Genomic DNA, 13,710 nt, shown 5'->3' with positions numbered 1-13,710 from the left:
GTGAAGTTGCTCAGCCGACCCGCTCTTCGAGCAGGGCGAACTGGTCGACGGGCGTGCCGCTTTCGTCCTGGTCGGTCAGGGTCGTCGGATAGTCGCCGGTGAAGCAGGCGTCGCAATAGCCGGGCTTGACCTTCGGGCGGTCCGGGCTGCCCAGCGCCTTGTACAGGCCATCGATGGTGACGAACGCCAGGCTGTCGGCCTGGATATACGTCCGCATCGCTTCCAGATCATGGGTCGCCGCCAGCAGCTTCGACCGCTCGGGCGTATCGACGCCGTAAAAGCACGAATGCCGCGTCGGCGGCGAGGCGATACGCATATGCACCTCGGCCGCGCCAGCCTCGCGCATCATCTGCACGATCTTTAGCGACGTCGTGCCGCGCACGATCGAATCGTCGATCAGCACCACCTTCTTGCCCTTGATTAGCGCTCCGTTGGCGTTGTGCTTCAGCTTGACGCCAAGATGCCGGACCTTGTCGCCCGGCTGGATGAAGGTGCGCCCGACATAGTGCGAGCGGATGATGCCGAGCTCGAACGGCACGCCCGACTGCTGGGCATAGCCGATCGCGGCCGGCACGCCCGAATCGGGGACGGGAATGACCAGATCGGCATCGGTCGGTGCTTCGATCGCCAGCTGCGCGCCGATCGCCTTGCGCACCGAATAGACCGAATGGTCGTCGGCGATCGAATCGGGGCGGGAGAAATAGACCCATTCGAAGATGCACGGCCGCGCCGCCTGGGGCGCGAAGGGTCGGTGTGAGCTGACGTCGGTGCCCTTGACGATCACCAGCTCGCCCGGCTCGACCGAGCGGATGAACTCGGCGCCCACGACGTCGAGGGCGACCGTTTCGGAGGCGAAGATCACGCTGTCGCCGAGCTTGCCCATGACGAGCGGGCGGATGCCCAGCGGGTCGCGGCAGGCGATCATGCCCTCGGGCGTCATGCAGATCAGCGAATAGGCGCCTTCGAGCTGCTTCAGTGCATCGATGAACTTGTCGATCAGCGTGCGGTAGCTCGAGGTTGCGACCAGGTGGATGATCGTTTCGGTATCCGACGTCGACTGGAAGATCGATCCCGACCGTATCAGGTCGCGGCGGATACGCATCGCGTTGGAAATATTGCCGTTATGCGCGACCGCGAAGCCGCCGCTCGCCAGTTCGGCATAGAGCGGCTGGACGTTGCGCAGCGAGGTCTCGCCGGTCGTCGAATAGCGCACGTGCCCGCAGGCGGTGTTCCCCGCCAGCGCGCGGATCACGTCGTCGCGATCGAAATTGCCCGCGACATGGCCCATCGCGCGATGCGTATGGAACGCGCGGCCATCGAAGCTGGTGATTCCGGCGGCTTCCTGGCCCCGGTGCTGCAGCGCGTGAAGGCCCAGTGCAACGAGGGCGGCTGCCCCCTCCGCACCGGATACGCCGAAGATGCCGCACTCCTCGCGCAGCTTGTCGTCATCGAACGGATGGGTCGTGAACATGGGGGCCTTCGCAAAAGCGGCTGAGCGTCCGCGGGCGCATATAGGACCGAGTCTTCGCTTTGTCGCCCCATTGTCACGCATCCTTGCCCGACACCCGTGCGTTTCGCGGGCCTGAAGGAGACGACTGATGGCCAAGGATCACGGATCGCAGATCAAGGACGACAAGCTCTACGAAGACCTGCGCGACGACGGCATGTCGAAGGAGAAGGCCGCGCGGATCGCCAATGCGAAAGCGGGCGGGACGCTCGATCACAACAGCACCCGCCTGGAAGATCGCACCAAGGACGAGCTGTACGACGAGGCGAAGGAGATCGGGATCGAAGGGCGGTCGGACATGTCGAAGGACGAATTGGTGAAGGCGATTCGCGGACATAAGTGACCGCTCGACCGCGTGGTTAACGCGGCGGTGACACCTGGCGTGGCAGTCTGGTGGGATGACGCTTCCCAGCCTTGCCGCCGCCCTGATCGTCCGAAACGAGGCGCGCTGCCTGAAACGCTGCCTCGACAGTGTGAGCCCGTGGGTCGATCGGATCGTCGTCGTCGACACCGGATCGAACGATGAGACGGTCACGATCGCACGCGCGTGCGGTGCCGCGGTTTCGCATTTTATATGGGTCGACGACTTCGCCGCAGCCCGGAACCGGTCGCTCGACCTTGCCGACGCTGACTGGACGCTCGTCATCGATGCCGATGAGGCGATCGTGGCGGGCGGGGAGCAGCTGCGCACCTGGTGTCAGGGCGTCCCGCGGATCGGCGCCATTGCGCAGGACAATCACGGGCGCGACGGGGCGGTTCACCGCAACTGGATCAGCCGTCTGGTCCCGCGCGGCGCGCGATTTGCCGGCCGAGTGCATGAGCAGATCGAGTCGGGCCTGCCCCGCGTGCGCAGTCCGATCGTCGTCGATCATGACGGGTATCTGGCGGAGCGATTGGCGGAAAAGAGCGAACGTAACCGCCCGTTGCTGCTCACGTCGCTCGCCGAGCGGCCCGATGACGGCTATCTTCTGTTTCAGCTCGGCCGCGATGCGGAGGTGGCAGGCGAGTATGCGGGCGCAAACGACTGGTATGCGCGCGCCCTCGTAACGACTCCCCCCACGGCCAACTGGCGGCACGCGTTGGTGCTGGGGGCGATCTCCAGCCTGGCGGCCGCGGGGCGTCTCGACGACGCCATGGCGCTCGCCGACGGTGAATTCACCCATTGGCACCATTCTCCCGATTTCTTCTTCGTCCTTGGCAATCTGATGCTCGACCGGGCGATCGCCGACCCGGCACAGGCGGTGGCCGAGTGGCTGCCGCTGGCGCAAGGCGCGTGGGAACGGTGCCTGGCCATCGGCGACCAGCCGCTGCTGGAGGGCAGCGTGGCCGGGCGCGGGAGCCATCTCGCCCGCCACAATCTCGCACTGATCGCTCCGATGCTGGGGAAACGCGCGGCCTGATTGCGTGCGGGTGGTTGCCCGCCGTAGAAGGGCGCATGACCGATCCGCGTGAAGCCGGCCCCGACCTCAACCCCAAATATGACGCCGCCGGTCTGATCACCGCGGTCGCAACCGACGCCGCGACGGGCGAGGTGCTGATGCTGGCGCACATGAACGCCGAAGCGCTGGTCGCAACGCTGGAGAGTGGGGAGGCGACCTTCTGGTCGCGTTCGCGCGGAAAACTGTGGAGAAAGGGCGAAACCTCCGGTCACGTCCTTCGCGTCGTCGAGCTGCGTATCGATTGCGACCAGGATGCCGTCTGGCTGCGCGTCGACCCTGCGGGCCCTGCCTGCCACACCGGCGCGCGCAGCTGTTTCTACCGCCGGATCGAAGGCGGACGATTGGTCGCCGACGAATGATCCTCCGACTGGGCGTCGGAGTCGCGATGCTCGCGGCCTTGGCGAGTTGCCCGCGAAGCGAACCCCGCGTCCGCGCTACGGCGGCGCCCGATCTGGAGACCGCGGCGATCCTGCGGGGCCTCGTCCGCGATCCGGCGGACCGCGATATCGTCGGGCTGTATGCGCGCGACACCGACCGCGTGTGCATCGTTCGCCGCGATGGCCGCTACCGCATTGGCGCGACGGTCGATTATGGTGACGGGCAGGGCTGTAGTGCGGCCGGGGACGTGACGCGCTCCGGCGCGATGCTGCGCATCCGACTGGGTGACGACTGCCGGTTCGATGCGCGGTTCGATGGCGATCGCATAAGCTTTCCTGCACGGCTGCCGGCCGGCTGTGCGCGTGCCTGCGTGAATAGGGCCACGATGGAAGCGCTCGACGCCGAACGTCTGAGCGAGTCGGTTGCAGAGGCTGCAACAATGCGCGGCGCGAACGGCAGCACGCCCTGCGAGGGTGGTTGACGTTCACGTAAAGGGAAGCTATTTTGGCAGGCATGTCGAGTGACGCCCCTGCCATCGCGGTTGCGGCCGTCCCGGAGAGGCGGGACCGGCAGCATTTCACCATTTCCGACCTGTCGGACGAATTCGATGTGACTGCGCGCGCGCTGCGTTTCTATGAGGACGAAGGGCTGATCGCGCCCGAGCGCCGCGGCCTCCAGCGCATCTATTCGCAGCGCGACCGCGCACGGCTCGCCTGGATCCTGCGCGGCAAGCGCGTCGGTTTTTCGCTCGCCGAAATCCGCGAGATGATCGACCTCTACGACATCGGTGACGGCCGCCAGGTGCAGCGCCAGGTGACGCTGGAGCGCTGTCGCGACCGTATCGCGGTGTTGGAGCGGCAGAAGCACGACATCGATGCCGCGATCGCCGAGTTGCAGGACTTCATCGACCAGGTCGAAACAACCGTCTCCAAGCCAAAAGACTGACAAGCTCACAGAGTAGAGAGGACGCTCATGCCCCAGTATACGCCCCCCGTCCGCGACACCCGATTCGTGCTCGACGCCGTCATCGGCCTCGACCGCTACACCAATTCCGCCGGCTTTTCGGCCGCCACGCCGGATACGGTCGAGGCGGTTCTGGAAGAGGGCGGGCGCTTCGTGGCCGAAGTGCTGTTCCCGCTGAACCTGTCGGGCGACCAGCAGGGCTGCACGCGGCATTCCGATGGGTCGGTGACAACGCCGGAGGGCTTCAAGCAGGCCTATGCGCAGTTCGTCGAGAGCGGTTGGGGCACGCTCGCGGCGCCGGAGGCCTTCGGCGGGCAGGGGATGCCGCACGTGGTATCGACCGCCTTCCAGGAATATATGATCTCCGCCAACATGGCCTTCGCCATGTATCCTGGCCTGGCCCATGGCGCGATCGCCGCGCTGGTGGCCAAGGGCTCGCCCGAGCAGCAGGAAAAGTATCTCCCCAAGATGGTCTCGGGCGAATGGGGCGGGACGATGAACCTTACCGAGCCGCAGTGCGGGACCGACCTCGGCCTCATCAAGACCAAGGCCGAGCCGCAGGCTGACGGCAGCTACAGCATTACCGGCACCAAGATCTTCATCTCGGCCGGCGAGCATGACCTGACCGACAACATCATCCATCTGGTGCTGGCCAAGACGCCGGGCGCGCCGGACAGCTCGAAGGGCATTTCGCTCTTCGTCGTGCCCAAGGTGCTGGTCAACGACGACGGGTCACTCGGCGAGCGCAACGCCGTCTCGTGCGGGTCGATCGAGCACAAGATGGGCATCCACGGCAACGCGACCTGCGTCATGAACTATGACGGCGCGAAGGGCTGGCTGGTCGGCGAGGAGATGAAGGGTCTCGCCGCCATGTTCATCATGATGAACGCGGCGCGTCTAGGCGTCGGCCTGCAGGGACTGGGCCTTGCCGAAGTCGCGTTCCAGAACGCGGTGCAATACGCCAAGGATCGCCGCCAGGGCCGCGCGCTGACCGGGCCCGCAGAGCCGGGCGAGAAGGCCGACACGCTGTTCGTCCACCCCGACGTCCGCCGCAACCTGATGGATGCAAAGGCCAAGATCGAGGGGCTGCGCGCGCTATGCCTGTGGGGCGGCCTTCAGGTCGACCTGGAGCACAAAGCCGAGGACGACGCCGAGCGTCAGATGGCCGCCGACCTGATCGGTCTGCTGACCCCGGTCATCAAGGGTGTCGGCACCGACTGGGGCTACGAAATCGCGACCAACGCGCAGCAGGTCTATGGCGGCCACGGCTACATCGTCGAATGGGGCATGGAGCAGTATGTCCGCGACGCCCGCATCGCCCAGATCTACGAAGGCACCAATGGCGTGCAGGCGATGGACCTAGTCGGCCGCAAGCTGGCGCAGAATGGCGGCCGTGCGGTGCAGGCGTTCTTCAAGCTGGTGGCCGAGGAATGCGCCGCCGCCAAGTCGAACGAGAAGACTGCGGACTTCGCCGGTCGTCTGGAAAAGGCGTTGGGCGAGCTGCAGGCCGCGACGATGTGGTTCATGGCAAACGGCATGCAGAACCCGAACGCGGTCGGCGCGGGCGCCTACAGCTATATGACGCTGATGGGCTTGGTGTCGGTCGGCCTGATGTGGCTGCGCATGGCCGACGCCGCGTCGCGTATGCTGGCCGCGGGCGAGGGCGATGCGAAGTTCCTGGAAGCCAAGCTGGTAACCGCCCGCTTCTACGGCGAACGCATCCTGCCGGACGCCGGCGCATTGCGTCGCAAGATCGAAGGCGGCGCGGACGCAGTGATGGCGCTGGATGCGGAGATGTTCGCAGCGTGATGGGAAGGGGGGGCGGCGAAAAGCTGCCCCCTCATGATCGTCATCCTGGCCTTCGCGGGGATGACGATGAAGGGAATGGTGCTCAGGGCTCCTTCGCCCCTTCCGCCTTCGGCACCGTCGCCCGCACCGGGGGCGGCGCGGTTGGCGTAGCCGGTGCCGATCCCGACATCGGCACCGGGGCGGTCTCACTCTTGCGGCGGACGCCGGTCAGCGGGTCCGGCCCGCTCGGCTTCACCACCGTCGCGCCCGGGGGCGCCCCTGCAATCGCCCGCAGTGCGCTGCCCGGTGTCGCGTCATAGGTGAAGTTGGTCGGCGGTGGCGGGGCCATGGTGATCGACACCTGGGCCTTCATGCATTCGTTCGGCGTCGCGCGCTTGTACTCGCCGCAATTCCACAGCGACTTTTCGAAGCCGAACGCCCGATCGCGAAGATAGCTGAACGACATCGCGCGTTGCTGGACCGGCGAGATCGGCAGCGCGGCCGGCGTGTTCGCCTTGGCGCTCCAGGCCATGAACTTGCAGTATGGCCGATCGCCGCATGCGCGCTGCGCGAGCATCGGAAACTGCTCGGGCGCCAGCTTGGGATCGAGCGTCACGAGGAAGGTGTTGGTGTCCTGCTCGAGGCCGGTGGGCGTCGCGGTCTCGCCGAGCACCGTTGCGTCCAGCTGCGCGGTCGCCAGTCCGGCGGCTTCGGCAGCGGTGCGATGCGCTTCCGACAGGCGGGCGAGTTGGGGAATGACGGGTTCGACGCCGGTGTAGGTGCCGCGGAAGGCCGGCGGCGTGCCCCACCAGCCGCTCCAGCGAAAGAAGAGATGCGTGTCGACCGCGACGATCTTGTCGAGGCTGCTGCTCCAGTACGGCACCACCCAGTCGGTATGGTAATGCGTCGCATGCCCGACGCGGGCATCGACCGTTCCGTTCAGCGCCATTCGCGCGACGGCGCGCGCGCGCTCCCAGGCGGCCGGATAGACCGCGCGCAGCATCGCGCCATCGCAGGTGAAGGTGAACTGGCACCCGGTGCGCCGTTCCGAGCCCTGGAAGACGACACCGCAGACGGTCTTGGGGAAGGCGGGGTGGCGGACGCGGTTCAGCACGACCTGTGCCACAGCCTTTTCCCCGCTCGCATCGTCGCCCGCCTCGTAGATCACGCCGGCGGCAAGGCAGTCGATCGCGCGCGCCTGGCTTTCCGGAGTGCCGGTCAGGCGGAACGGCCGCGCGGCCGGGTTGGGATCGGTCGAGAACGGAACAGTCGCGTTGAACGCCCGCGCATCCTGCGGCGCGAGGTTGATGAAGGCGGCAGGCTCGACGGTCGGCAACTCGGTCTGCGGCACGACGCGGTGCGGGCGCTTGGCGATGGCCTTCACCGCAGGCGGCAGCCTGGGCGCCGTGCGGACGATCGCCAGCGGCGCGGCGATGGCGACGATCGCCAGCAGCGCGAGGACGGCCGCGATCCAGCGCGGAACGGGGGGATGGGCAATGTCGGGGGTCATGCGGGGGCGTGGGGCGTCCGGCTGTTTGGCCGGCGCCTATAGCGCGGTTCGGCCGGGATGCGAAATTTGGGGGGGGGGCGAGTTGCACCCTTTCCACCTTCAATCTCGCGCAGGCGGGAATACATAGTCGCTGAACGTCGTGAGTCTCACGTCCTTCAGCGACTATTGATCCCCGCCTTCGCGGGGATGACGGTTAAAAGATTTTACGACGGCCACATGCCCTTGGCCTCGCACACGTCGAATGCATCGGCGACGGCATGACCGCATGCGACATCGCCCGGCGTGCAGGCCTTCGTCGCCCGCGCGCGCGTTGCCGCACAGCTTTCCGTCGCCTGTGCGATCTTCGGCAGAGCCGCCAGCGACGACGGATAGGCCCGCGGTGGAATAGGGATCGTGACCGTGCTCGCCGACGCACTCGACGCTGCGCCGCCGCCGAAGACGACGGGCCACAGCAGCAGCAGCGCCAGCATCGTGCCGGCACAGATCAGGGCATTGCGCATTCGTCCCCCCGGATAGGGTCTGAACGCACTCAGGACGGCTCCGTCACGATCCTGCCCTGAGTGCGTCCAGACCCTGAACGATCGCGGCGGTGATGCCGCGATCGTCGGTTCCAATCAAGCCTCGGGCAGGAAGTCCGGGACCGACAGATAGCGTTCGCCGGTGTCGTAGTTGAAGCCCAGTACGCGCACCCCGTCGGGCAGGTCGGGCAGCTTCTGCAGGATCGCAGCGAGCGTCGCACCGGACGAGATGCCGACCAGCAATCCTTCCTCCTTGGCGGACCGTCGCGCCATGTCCTTGGCGACATTGGCATCGACCTGGATCACGCCGTCGATCGCCTGGGCGTGCAGGTTCGCCGGCACGAAGCCAGCGCCGATGCCCTGGATCGGGTGCGGGCCCGGTTGCCCGCCCGAAATGACCGGCGACAGCGCCGGTTCGACCGCAAAAACCTTCAGGTTCGGCCATTCCTTCTTCAGCGTCTCGGCGACGCCGGTGATGTGGCCCCCGGTGCCGACGCCCGTGATGATGACGTCGATCGGCGAATCCCGGAAGTCGTTCAGGATTTCCTGGGAGGTCGTGCGGACGTGAACGTCGATGTTCGCCGGGTTCTCGAACTGTTGCGGCATCCAGGCGCCGGGGGTCGCATCGACGATTTCGAGCGCGCGCTCGATCGCGCCCTTCATGCCCTTTTCGCGCGGGGTCAGGTCGAAGGTCGCACCGTACGCGAGCATCAGCCGGCGGCGTTCGAGCGACATGCTCTCCGGCATCACCAGGATCAGCTTGTACCCCTTGACCGCGGCGACCATCGCCAGGCCGACGCCGGTGTTGCCGCTGGTCGGCTCGACGATCGTCCCGCCGGGCTGAAGCTGGCCCGATGCCTCGGCGGCTTCGACCATCGCCAGCGCGATGCGGTCCTTCACCGACCCGCCGGGGTTCGACCGTTCGGATTTCACCCAGACGTCGCTGTCGGGAAACAGACGAGAGAGGCGGATGTGCGGCGTGTTGCCGATCGTCTCGAGAACGGAATTGGCCTTCATGACATCTGTCCTTTCGCAGGAAGTGGCTGGGGATTTGGCACGTCGGGCTCGATGATCAAGGGCTCGGGCGGGGGATCGAATGTGCGGGCGTTGCGCAATTCGGGGAACCAGCGCGCCCACAGGCCGGTCACGATGATCGCCCCGATCCCGCCGCCGACGACCGCGACGATCGGCCCGACGAGCGCGGCGAGGAAGCCCGATTCGGCCTCACCGAGTTCGTTCGAACCCGAAATGAACAAGGTCGAGACGGCACCGACGCGCCCGCGCATCTCGTCGGGGGTGTAGAGCTGGATCAGCGACTGGCGGACATATACCGAGACCATGTCGGCTGCCCCGACGATGAACAGGCAAACGAGCGCGAACAGAACTGCGGGTGCGAAATCGCTGCCGATCGCGGCCGGGCCAAAGATCGGCACGAACATCGGCGCGGACAGGCCGAAGAACACCGTCGCCAGTCCGAACAGCGCGACCGCCGACAGCATCTTCACGCCGACCCCGGTCTTGAGCGGTCGGACGCCGAACCAAAGCGCGACCGTCACTGCCCCGATCGACGGCGCGGCGCGCAGATGGCCGAGCCCTTCGGCCCCGACCTGCAGGATATCGCGCGCATAGACCGGCAGCATTGCGGTCGCCCCGCCAAGCAGCACCGCGAACAGGTCGAGGCTGATCGCGCCGAGGACGAGCCGGTTGCGGCGAACATAATGCAGCCCGTCGATCATCTGCACCCAGGGATTGCCGGCGAACTTGACGCTGGACCGCGGCACGACGCCGATCAGGAGCAGCATCAGCAGCGCGAAGGAGAACAGCCCGCCCGACACGGCATAGGTCAGCCAGGGCTTGGCGGCGTAGAGATAGCCCCCCATCGCCGGCCCCAGGATCGAGGCACTTTGCCACGCGATCGAACTGAGCGCGATCGCGGTCGGCAGCACGGCCTTGGGCACCAGATTCGGCGACAGCGCGGACAGGGCCGGGCCGGCAAAGGCGCGAGCGACGCCCAGCAGCGATGCGATGCCGAACAGGTACGGCAGGGAAATCTGCCCGTGCCACGTCAGCCAGCAGAGCGACAGCGCGCAGAATGCCTCCAGCGACACCGCGCCGCGCGCGATCCAGCGCCGGTCGATTCGGTCGGCGACCCAGCCGGCGAAGAGCGAGAGGAACAGCAGGGGCAGGAATTGCGCGACGCCGATCAGGCCCAGCTGAAATGCTGCCTCCTTCACCGACATCGTCCGGCGGGCGATATCGTACACCTGCCAACCGATGACGATCACCATCGCCGTCTGCGCGAGCGTAGTCGCGAATCGCGCCAGCCAATAGGCGCGGAAGTTATGGATGGTGAAGGGGTGGGGTGCGGCGTCGGCCATGCCCCGCTATGGGGGCTTGGCCGACGCCGCGCAATGACGTCAGGCGGTCAGGGGCTCCGAGCTTTTGTTGGTCGCGACAAAGCTCGTCTGTCGCGGGTCGCCCAGAAACGTCAGCAGGTCTTTGGTGATGCGGTCGCGCGCGGTTTCGGTGAACCCATGCGGTTCCCCGTCATATTCGACGAGCTGCGCACCGGCGATGCCTTTCGCCGCCTCGCGCGCCGTGGCGTCGATCGGCACCGTCTTGTCCGCAGTGCCGTGGACGATCAGCGTCGGCACGGCGAACGACGCCAGGTCTCTGCGGAAATCGGTGTGGCCGAAGGATTCGGCGCAGGCCAGCGTCGCCTTCAGGCTGGCGTCCATCGCGATTCGGGTTGCGGTGTGCAGCACTTCGTCGCTGACCGGGTGCGAAAAGGTGCCGGTGCCGAAGAACTGCGGGAAGAAGGTGTTGCGGAAGAAGTCGGCACGATCCTTCTTGATGCCGTCACCGATCTGCTGAAGCGTTTCTTCCGGCACGCCGTTCGGGTTGTCGTCGGTCTTGAGCATATAGGGTACGACCGAGCCGAGCAGCGCGGTGGCGATCACGCCCTTGCCACCATGGCGCGACATGTAGCGTGCGACCTCGCCCCCGCCCATCGAGAAGCCGACGAGCGTGACATTCTCGGTCGCGCCGGTCGCTTCCAGCACGTCGGCCAGGTCGTCGCTCAGCGTGTCGTAATCATATCCCGACAAGGGCTGCCCCGACCGGCCGAATCCGCGCCGGTCATAGGCGATCACGCGAAAGCCCGCGTCCGCCATCGCCATGGCCTGCGCATCCCACATGTCCGACGACAGCGGCCACCCGTGGATCAGCACCACCGGCCGGCCTTCACCCCAGTCCTTGACGTAGATATCGGTTCCGTCGCGCGTCTTTACGTAGGGCATGGGAGTCTCCGTTGATTTGTGTTGTCCAACGGACAGCCGTCATCCCCGTTCCGGTGCGACGCCGGACGCGCGGTAAAGATGGTTAGCGCTCCCACCGCGATCTTGCTGCGTTGCAGCAAGCGGCCTATATGCTGCCGACGATGCTTTCAGCCGCTGCGAATTGACCATGTCCGAAGAACCCTCCGGTCCCGTCCCGACTCTGTTCGCCGCCATCGTGAAGCAGCTCTGCGTGAATGCGACCTACAACCGCGACAAGGTCGTGCTGGCGCCGCATGTCGCCTATACCAAACACGGTGAGCTTTACGTCGATGCCGTCACCGTCGCGCGCAACGGCATGCTGCCGCGCGAGGAAAAACTGGGCAGCTTCAAGGTGACCGGGCTCGGCGAACCGAAGCTGACCGGCCGCGCCTTCACGGTCAGCCGCCTCTACGAACCGGACGCCGAACGGTATGTCGGCGCGACATTGGTCGCGGTCGAGCCGGCGTCGGCCGAATAGGCGGCGTAGGTCGGCGTGACGTTCCCGGCCTGATCCTGCCAGAAATCGTCGGCAACCGCCCGCTGGCGCGCATAGAGCGGCGGGCCGCGATCGACCGGATAGGTATAGAAGGCACTGGTTTCGGCCATCGTCCACTTTGCGGTGCCGACCCCGACCATGGCACTGAGTGCCACGCCCATCCCCACGATGGCCGCGGTGCGCAGCATGTCGTCCAGTCCTCGTCCCCGCATCGCGCCGATCCCTGCTATCCCGCGTCCCGGATGTACGTGGCAGGGCACGGTTGGTTCCTTGGACGCCGCAGGCCGTTCAAAACCCGTTCAGTCGGCGTGCCGCATAGGGCAGCCGACGCCGCGGCTTGCCCCGCCGCGCGGGGGCAGATACTAGCGGCCCGACCCCCATCAGAAGGGCCGTGTCAGGAGATTCCGGATCATGAAGTCTATCTCGAAGCTTGCGCTGGCTGCCATGCTGTCGACCGGCGTGGTATCGACCGCCATCGCGCTTCCGGCCGCGGCGCAGAAGAAGAACGACAAGGCGGCACAAGGCCCCAAGCTGTCGGACGCCATCCGCAAGCCGCTGGCCGCGGCGCAGACCGCGCTGACCGCCAAGGATTACACGACCGCGCTGGCGCAGACCGCGATCGCGGAACCGCTGGCGACCACCGATGAAGAGAAGTATTTCGTCGCCGCGATGCAGCTTCAGGCGATCGCGCCGTCGAACGATCTGCAGAAGCTCGCGCCGGTGCTCGACAAGCTGATCGCGAATCCGAAGACGCCGGCGGCGCAGCTTGGCCAGTACAACTTCCTGCGCGGCGAAGCGGCGTTTCAGACCAAGAAATATGCCGAAGCCCTGCCGTACCTGACCAAGGCGCAGGAACTCGGCTATCAGAACGAAGCGCTGCAACTGCGCATCGCCGCCGCCAATATCGAGACCGGCAACACCTCGGGCGGTCTGGCTGCGATCGAAAAGACGATCAACGACGAGATCGCAGCCGGCAAGAAGCCGTCGGAAGATCTCTACAACTACGCCCTCGGTCGCGTGTACCGCAAGGATGCGGCCGCGACCGCCCAGTGGTCGATGCGCAAGCTGAAGGCCTATCCGACCGCCAAGAACTGGCGCGAGGCGATCCTGATCTATCGTGACGGCGGTGCGAAGCTCGACCGTGGCCAGCAGATCGACCTGTTCCGCCTGATGCGTGCGACCAAGTCGCTCGCCGACCGCGGCGACTATCTCGAATATGCCGACCTGACCTATATCGGCGGCTATCCGGCCGAGGCGAAGGCGGTGATCGACGAAGGTAAGGCGATCGGCAAGATTCCGGCGGCCGACGCCAGCGCCACACGCCTGTTGACCGATATCGGTACGGCGCTGAAGGCCGAAGGATCGATGACCGCGCTGGAAACCAAGGCGAAGGCGGCGGCCAACGGCAAGCTCGCGCTGACCACCGGCGACGCCTATCTCGGCCAGGGCAACGCTGCCAAGGCGCTCGAAATGTACGCCGTCGCCAGCCAGAAGGGTGGCGTGGACGCGTCGGAACTCGCGCTGCACACGGGCGCTGCCTATGCGCAGGCGGGGCAGAAGGATCAGGCGCGCACGGCCTTCCAGTCAATCACCGCACCGGGCCCGCGCAAGGACCTGGCAGGGTTCTGGATCCAGTACCTCGACACCGGAGTCGCCGGCACGACCGCCGTCGCCGCGCAGTAATCGCAGCGCGCGATCACGGTCTGACGTGATGAAGGGGCGTCCCGCCGGGGCGCCCCTTTTTCATGTGCGCCCTTGTCGGCAGGCGCCCCTTCGCGCCAAAAGCGTCCAAAG

Annotated in this window: 15 protein-coding genes; 8 read left to right on the top strand and 7 right to left on the bottom strand. The window is 66.4% G+C overall.

Annotated elements, in window-relative coordinates; translation table 11 throughout:
• Window positions 1-10: 10 nt before the first annotated feature.
• Window positions 11-1,471 (bottom strand): amidophosphoribosyltransferase, encoded by a 1,461-nt coding sequence (locus JW805_09840; protein ID MBN2972315.1) that lies wholly within the window; start codon window positions 1,469-1,471, stop codon window positions 11-13.
• 127 nt (window positions 1,472-1,598) lie between these two features.
• On the opposite strand from JW805_09840, the gene JW805_09835 reads away from it, so the two are divergent.
• Genes JW805_09835 through JW805_09810 form a run of 6 tightly spaced genes read left to right on the top strand, consistent with a single transcriptional unit; the run spans window position 1,599 to window position 6,096 of the window.
• A complete protein-coding gene (locus tag JW805_09835) occupies window positions 1,599-1,850 on the top strand; it encodes a Rho termination factor N-terminal domain-containing protein (GenBank protein MBN2972314.1) in 252 nt (83 codons plus the stop codon).
• A gap of 55 nt (window positions 1,851-1,905) precedes the next feature.
• Complete coding sequence (locus tag JW805_09830; protein ID MBN2972313.1) at window positions 1,906-2,907, top strand: glycosyltransferase family 2 protein; 1,002 nt, start codon at window positions 1,906-1,908, stop codon at window positions 2,905-2,907.
• Window positions 2,908-2,942: 35 nt separating this feature from the next.
• Complete coding sequence (hisI, locus tag JW805_09825; protein ID MBN2972312.1) at window positions 2,943-3,305, top strand: phosphoribosyl-AMP cyclohydrolase; 363 nt, start codon at window positions 2,943-2,945, stop codon at window positions 3,303-3,305.
• A complete protein-coding gene (locus JW805_09820; protein ID MBN2972311.1) occupies window positions 3,302-3,805 on the top strand; it encodes a hypothetical protein in 504 nt (167 codons plus the stop codon). The genes hisI and JW805_09820 overlap by 4 nt, the downstream gene beginning before the upstream one ends.
• 32 nt (window positions 3,806-3,837) lie before the next feature.
• Window positions 3,838-4,269 carry a MerR family DNA-binding transcriptional regulator gene (locus tag JW805_09815; GenBank protein MBN2972310.1) on the top strand — a complete coding sequence of 144 codons (432 nt, stop codon included), beginning with the start codon at window positions 3,838-3,840 and terminating at the stop codon, window positions 4,267-4,269.
• 27 nt (window positions 4,270-4,296) lie between these two features.
• Window positions 4,297-6,096, top strand: a complete 1,800-nt coding sequence (locus tag JW805_09810) for an acyl-CoA dehydrogenase C-terminal domain-containing protein (protein ID MBN2972309.1) — start codon at window positions 4,297-4,299, stop codon at window positions 6,094-6,096.
• 82 nt (window positions 6,097-6,178) lie between these two features.
• On the opposite strand, the gene JW805_09805 is transcribed toward JW805_09810, so the two are convergent.
• From JW805_09805 to JW805_09785, 5 genes are all read right to left on the bottom strand, one after another.
• On the bottom strand, window positions 6,179-7,585 hold the full coding sequence (locus tag JW805_09805) for a cell wall hydrolase (protein ID MBN2972308.1): 1,407 nt from the start codon (window positions 7,583-7,585) through the stop codon (window positions 6,179-6,181).
• A 203-nt stretch (window positions 7,586-7,788) separates the two neighbouring features.
• Window positions 7,789-8,085, bottom strand: coding sequence for a hypothetical protein (locus JW805_09800; protein MBN2972307.1), 297 nt, complete (start codon window positions 8,083-8,085; stop codon window positions 7,789-7,791).
• Between the two features lie 114 nt (window positions 8,086-8,199).
• The gene (gene cysK / locus JW805_09795; protein MBN2972306.1) at window positions 8,200-9,120 is read right to left on the bottom strand and encodes a cysteine synthase A; all 921 of its coding nucleotides are present in this window, start codon (window positions 9,118-9,120) and stop codon (window positions 8,200-8,202) included.
• Complete coding sequence (locus JW805_09790; GenBank protein ID MBN2972305.1) at window positions 9,117-10,481, bottom strand: MFS transporter; 1,365 nt, start codon at window positions 10,479-10,481, stop codon at window positions 9,117-9,119. Before JW805_09790 ends, cysK begins: the two co-directional genes overlap by 4 nt.
• Before the next feature lie 39 nt (window positions 10,482-10,520).
• Window positions 10,521-11,402, bottom strand: coding sequence for an alpha/beta hydrolase (locus JW805_09785; protein MBN2972304.1), 882 nt, complete (start codon window positions 11,400-11,402; stop codon window positions 10,521-10,523).
• 166 nt (window positions 11,403-11,568) lie between these two features.
• Here JW805_09785 and JW805_09780 point away from each other — a divergent pair, with 166 nt between their 5' ends.
• Window positions 11,569-11,898 (top strand): hypothetical protein, encoded by a 330-nt coding sequence (locus JW805_09780; GenBank protein MBN2972303.1) that lies wholly within the window; start codon window positions 11,569-11,571, stop codon window positions 11,896-11,898.
• Here the strand turns inward: JW805_09780 and JW805_09775 are convergent.
• Window positions 11,829-12,128, bottom strand: a complete 300-nt coding sequence (locus tag JW805_09775) for a hypothetical protein (protein ID MBN2972302.1) — start codon at window positions 12,126-12,128, stop codon at window positions 11,829-11,831. The two genes, JW805_09780 and JW805_09775, sit on opposite strands and share 70 nt — an antisense overlap.
• 199 nt (window positions 12,129-12,327) lie before the next feature.
• Between JW805_09775 and JW805_09770 the strand changes: the two genes are divergently transcribed.
• Entirely contained in the window at window positions 12,328-13,599 is a 1,272-nt protein-coding gene (locus tag JW805_09770; protein MBN2972301.1) for a hypothetical protein, read from the top strand.
• Window positions 13,600-13,710: the final 111 nt, after the last annotated feature.

Origin of the sequence: Roseomonas aeriglobus (assembly GCA_016937575.1) — a bacterium.
Classification (GTDB): Bacteria; Pseudomonadota; Alphaproteobacteria; order Sphingomonadales; family Sphingomonadaceae; genus Sphingomonas; species Sphingomonas aerigloba.
This window is presented reverse-complemented; position numbering and strand designations above follow the sequence as displayed.

What these genes read in the sequence shown, in the direction of transcription:
- JW805_09840 (MBN2972315.1), bottom strand. Translation starts at nt 1,471, where the DNA reads ATGTTCACGACCCATCCGTTCGATGACGACAAGCTGCGCGAGGAGTGC.
- JW805_09835 (MBN2972314.1), top strand. Translation starts at nt 1,599, where the DNA reads ATGGCCAAGGATCACGGATCGCAGATCAAGGACGACAAGCTCTACGAA.
- JW805_09830 (MBN2972313.1), top strand. Translation starts at nt 1,906, where the DNA reads ATGACGCTTCCCAGCCTTGCCGCCGCCCTGATCGTCCGAAACGAGGCG.
- hisI (MBN2972312.1), top strand. Translation starts at nt 2,943, where the DNA reads ATGACCGATCCGCGTGAAGCCGGCCCCGACCTCAACCCCAAATATGAC.
- JW805_09820 (MBN2972311.1), top strand. Translation starts at nt 3,302, where the DNA reads ATGATCCTCCGACTGGGCGTCGGAGTCGCGATGCTCGCGGCCTTGGCG.
- JW805_09815 (MBN2972310.1), top strand. Translation starts at nt 3,838, where the DNA reads ATGTCGAGTGACGCCCCTGCCATCGCGGTTGCGGCCGTCCCGGAGAGG.
- JW805_09810 (MBN2972309.1), top strand. Translation starts at nt 4,297, where the DNA reads ATGCCCCAGTATACGCCCCCCGTCCGCGACACCCGATTCGTGCTCGAC.
- JW805_09805 (MBN2972308.1), bottom strand. Translation starts at nt 7,585, where the DNA reads ATGACCCCCGACATTGCCCATCCCCCCGTTCCGCGCTGGATCGCGGCC.
- JW805_09800 (MBN2972307.1), bottom strand. Translation starts at nt 8,085, where the DNA reads ATGCGCAATGCCCTGATCTGTGCCGGCACGATGCTGGCGCTGCTGCTG.
- cysK (MBN2972306.1), bottom strand. Translation starts at nt 9,120, where the DNA reads ATGAAGGCCAATTCCGTTCTCGAGACGATCGGCAACACGCCGCACATC.
- JW805_09790 (MBN2972305.1), bottom strand. Translation starts at nt 10,481, where the DNA reads ATGGCCGACGCCGCACCCCACCCCTTCACCATCCATAACTTCCGCGCC.
- JW805_09785 (MBN2972304.1), bottom strand. Translation starts at nt 11,402, where the DNA reads ATGCCCTACGTAAAGACGCGCGACGGAACCGATATCTACGTCAAGGAC.
- JW805_09780 (MBN2972303.1), top strand. Translation starts at nt 11,569, where the DNA reads ATGTCCGAAGAACCCTCCGGTCCCGTCCCGACTCTGTTCGCCGCCATC.
- JW805_09775 (MBN2972302.1), bottom strand. Translation starts at nt 12,128, where the DNA reads ATGCGGGGACGAGGACTGGACGACATGCTGCGCACCGCGGCCATCGTG.
- JW805_09770 (MBN2972301.1), top strand. Translation starts at nt 12,328, where the DNA reads ATGAAGTCTATCTCGAAGCTTGCGCTGGCTGCCATGCTGTCGACCGGC.